This window comes from Halobacterium sp. CBA1126, assembly GCF_009741975.1.
Lineage (GTDB): Archaea > Halobacteriota > Halobacteria > Halobacteriales > Halobacteriaceae > Halobacterium.
This window is the reverse complement of record NZ_WPCF01000164.1, coordinates 1-3702: the sequence shown is the minus strand read 5'-3', so window position 1 is coordinate 3702 and position 3702 is coordinate 1. Positions and strand designations below refer to the sequence as shown.

At 69.7% G+C, this 3702-nt stretch carries 4 protein-coding genes; 1 reads left to right on the top strand and 3 read right to left on the bottom strand.

Annotated features, from left to right (window positions below; all coding sequences use genetic code 11):
* Positions 1-238 precede the first annotated feature (238 nt).
* A complete protein-coding gene (locus tag GJ634_RS14555; protein ID WP_331714203.1) occupies positions 239-502 on the top strand; it encodes a helix-turn-helix domain-containing protein in 264 nt (87 codons plus the stop codon).
* Here GJ634_RS14555 and GJ634_RS14550 read toward each other — a convergent pair.
* The 3 genes from GJ634_RS14550 to gcvPA all read right to left on the bottom strand — a co-directional run bounded on the left by GJ634_RS14550 (position 499) and on the right by gcvPA (position 3699).
* Positions 499-924 (bottom strand): CopG family ribbon-helix-helix protein, encoded by a 426-nt coding sequence (locus GJ634_RS14550; RefSeq protein ID WP_157503567.1) that lies wholly within the window; start codon positions 922-924, stop codon positions 499-501. The two genes, GJ634_RS14555 and GJ634_RS14550, sit on opposite strands and share 4 nt — an antisense overlap.
* A 64-nt stretch (positions 925-988) precedes the next feature.
* Positions 989-2461 (bottom strand): aminomethyl-transferring glycine dehydrogenase subunit GcvPB, encoded by a 1473-nt coding sequence (gcvPB, locus tag GJ634_RS14545; protein ID WP_157503566.1) that lies wholly within the window; start codon positions 2459-2461, stop codon positions 989-991.
* Complete coding sequence (gene gcvPA / locus GJ634_RS14540) at positions 2461-3699, bottom strand: aminomethyl-transferring glycine dehydrogenase subunit GcvPA (RefSeq protein WP_231737061.1); 1239 nt, start codon at positions 3697-3699, stop codon at positions 2461-2463. The genes gcvPB and gcvPA overlap by 1 nt, the downstream gene beginning before the upstream one ends.
* Positions 3700-3702 lie beyond the last annotated feature (3 nt).

The window sequence follows — 3702 nt, the reverse complement described above, 5'->3', positions numbered from 1 at the left end:
GTACCTCCGCGGGGACGTCGGCGACGTGATGGACCGGTACACGCACAACTGGGCGGAACTGGTCGCCGAACCGTACAGCGAGTCGGTGTACGAGCTGACCGCTCGTCGGAGCGCGAGCGCATAAACTCTATATTGCAATATCAAATGTGGTCGCGACTTCGGCTCGCCGGCCGTATCTGAGAGGAGCCAAACACCTAACTGTGCGCCCGTCCTCGCCGCACCTGTATGGCAGAGACCAGTGGTCGTTTTTGCCGACGGTAACGACGCACCGACGCCCGACCGCGACGCCTTAGCCGACCTGCCGCCGAGCGCGAAGCTCGTGTTCAAAGTCCTGGAGTACGACGCGCCGCTCACGCAGGCCGAACTCCGCGACCGGACGCGGCTCTCGAAGCGCACGACCCGCCACGGGCTCGCGCTGCTGAAGGACGCGAACCTGGTCGAGGAGCGCGTCTACATTCCGGACGCGAGAAAGCGCATCTACGAACCGCGGGTGGTCGACTAGCTCTCCGACAGCGGCGTGAAGCCGTCGACGGGAATCACCGAGTAGTCGACCGTAATCGTGTCCTTCGTGGCGCGGACGCGCCCGACGAACTCCGAGATCTCGTCGAGCTTGCCCTCGAGGATGAACAGCTCCATGCAGTAGTGGTCGCCGACGTGGTTGTGGACGTTGCTCGTGACGAGACCCTCGTACTCGTGGCGGAGGTTCATCATGCGCTCCTCGACGGTGGAGTTCTCGTAGCTAAAGAGGACGGTGACGACGCCGATGAGCGGGCGGTCCTCGAGCTGTTTGTCCTCGAACTCCCCGAGGAGGTTGCGCGCCGCCTCCCGGACGACCTCGCTGCGGCCGGTGTAGCCGTGGTCCTCGGAGAACTCGTCGAGTCGCTCCAGCAGTTCGTCGGGCATCGAGACGCTGACGACGGTCATGTATTAAGCGACGGCGCGTCGAGTAATAAGGATTGGCTAAGACGGCGGGCTCAGCGGCCGCGAGTTAGTCGAGGTCGTGCCACGACAGCCGCGGGTTCCGCGCGGCGCTCGTCTGGTCGATGCGCCGGGCCGTGGTGCGGTTCGGCGCGGACTCGAGCGTCTCGGCGTCCTCGCCGGCGACCGCGTTGAACGCGTCCGCGAGGTCGTCGAGGTTCTCCTTGGTCTCGACCTCCGTGGGCTCGGTCATCAGCGCCTCGTCGACGAGCTCCGGCCACTTCGTCGTCGGCGGGTGGACGCCGTAGTCGAGCATGCGCTTGGCGACGTCGGCGGCGTCCTGCTCGCCCGCGCTGGCGACGAACTCGTGGTGGAACGGGCCGAGCGGGACGTCGTACTCCAGCTGTTCCGCGAGGTAGTTCGCGTTCAGCACGGCCTTCGCGGAGGCGTCGCCGAGGCCGTCGTCGCCGAGGCGGTCGATGTACGCGAACGCCTTCACGAGCACGAGCCAGTTCCCGGAGAAGCCGTGGACCTTGCCGACGGACCGCTCGGGGGTGTACCGCTCGTACTTTTCGGTCCCGGCTCGCGGGTCGCTCCGCTCCCCGCTCGCTCGTTCCGCGTCGCTGCGCGACGCGCGCCGAATGTGCGGCTCCGGGAGGAACTCCGCGAGGTCCTCGGTGACGCCGACGGGGCCGGCGCCCGGCCCGCCGCCGCCGTGCGGGGTGGCGAACGTCTTGTGGACGTTGAAGTGCATGATGTCGAAGCCCATGTCGCCGGGGCGCGCGCGGCCGAGCAGGGCGTTGAGGTTCGCGCCGTCGTAGTACAGCAGGCCGCCCGCCTCGTGGACCATGTCCGCGATGCGCTCGATGTCGCGCTCGAAGAGCCCGAGCGTGTTCGGGTTCGTGAGCATCAGCGCGGCCGTGTCCTCGCCGAGCGCGGCCTCGAGGGCGTCGAGGTCGACGCGGCCGTCGTCGCCGGAGGGAATCTCGACGACGTCGTAGCCGCCGAGCGCCGCCGACGCGAAGTTCGTGCCGTGGGCGGCGTCCGGAATCACGACCTCGTCGCGGTGGCCCTCGCCGTTGGCCTCGTGGTAGGCCTCCGCGAGCAGGATGCCCGCGAACTCGCCGGCGGCGCCCGCGGGCGGCTGGAGCGTGACGGCGTCCATGCCGCCGATGCGCCCGAGGTAGTCCTGCAGGTCGTGCATGAGTTCCAGCGTCCCCTGCACGCTCTCGGCGGAGCGGTCGGGGTGGACGCTCGCAGCGGGGAGCGCGGCGACGTCCTCCGTGAACCGGGGGTTGTACTTCATCGTGCAGGAGCCCAGCGGGTACGGGCCGGAGTCGACGCCGTAGTTCTGCTGGCTGAGCCGGACGTAGTGGCGCGCGAGCTCGGGCTCCGCGAGGCTCGGCAGTTCGAGTTCGTCCCGCGTCAGCTCGTCGGGCAGCGAGGAATCGACCTCGGTGGTGGTCTCGTCCTTCTCGGAGAGCAGCGGCTCGTACTGGTCGTCGTCGGCCTGCCGGTAGGCGGCCTGGTCGTAGTGTTCCATCAGTTGGTCACCCCCGCGAACGCGTCGACGAGGCGGTCGGCGGCGTGCTCGTTGGCGTCGGTCACGCAGACCTGCAGGCGGTGGTCGCCGACGGCGTGCACGGCGAACCCCTCGGCTTCGAGGTCGGCGGCGATGGCGGGCGCCGGCTGGTCGGTGTGGACGAGGAACTCCCGGAAGTGGTGGCGGTCGTGGACGGGCGCGCGGACGCCCGTGAGGGCGTCGAGGTCCGCGGCGAGGGTTCGGGGAAGTTCGACCATGCGCTCGGCGAGGTCGACGAGGCCGCCCGACCCGAGCGACGCGGCGTGGATGGCGGTGCGGAGCGCGACCCACGCCTGGTTCGTGCAGATGTTCGAGGTCGCGCGCTCCTTCCGGATGTGCTGTTCGCGGGTCTGGAGCGTGAGCGTGTACGCGCGGTTCCCGTCGGCGTCCTCGCTCGCCCCCACCAGTCGGCCGGGGACCTGCCGGAGGAACTCCTCGCGGCACGCGAACACGCCGAGGCCCATCCCGTAGCTCGCGGGCATCCCGAGGACGCTGGCGTCGCCGACGACGACGTCCGCGCCGACGTCGGCGGGGCGCTGGAGCAGGGACATCGCCACGGGGTCGGAGCCGAGGCAGAAGAGGGCGTCGTGGTCGTCGGCGAGGTCGCCGACGGCGTCGAGGCGCTCCTCGATTGCGCCGGTGGTCGTGGGGTTCTCCGCGTACACCAGCACCACGTCGTCGTCGATGGCGGCCGCGAGCGCCTCGGTGTCGACGTTGCCGGCGTCGGCGCCGTAGCGCTCGACGGTCACGTCCGCGCCGCTCGTGTAGTTCTCGAGGACGCTGACGTGGCCGTCGCGGACGTACTCGGGGACGAGCACGCGGTCGCCGTCCGCGGCGCGCACGCGCTTGGCGAGCAGCGCGGCCTCCGCGAGCGCCGTCGCCTCGTCGTACATCGAGCAGTTCGCGACGCCGAGGCCCGTGAGCTCCACGAGCATCGACTGGTACTCGAAGAGCGCCTGCAGGAACCCCTGCGTGACCTCGGGTTGGTACTGCGTGTACGACGTGATGAACTCCGAGCGCTGGGAGAGGTGGTCGACCAGCGACGGCACGTAGTGGGCGTAGTGGCCGCGCCCGAGGAACTCCGTCAGGTCGTCGTTGCGCTGGAGGCGCTTGCGCGTCTCCGTGACGGCCTCCTGCTCGGACTTGGCGTCGATGCCGAACTCGTCGTCGAAGCGCACGGACTCGGGGATGTCGAACAGCGG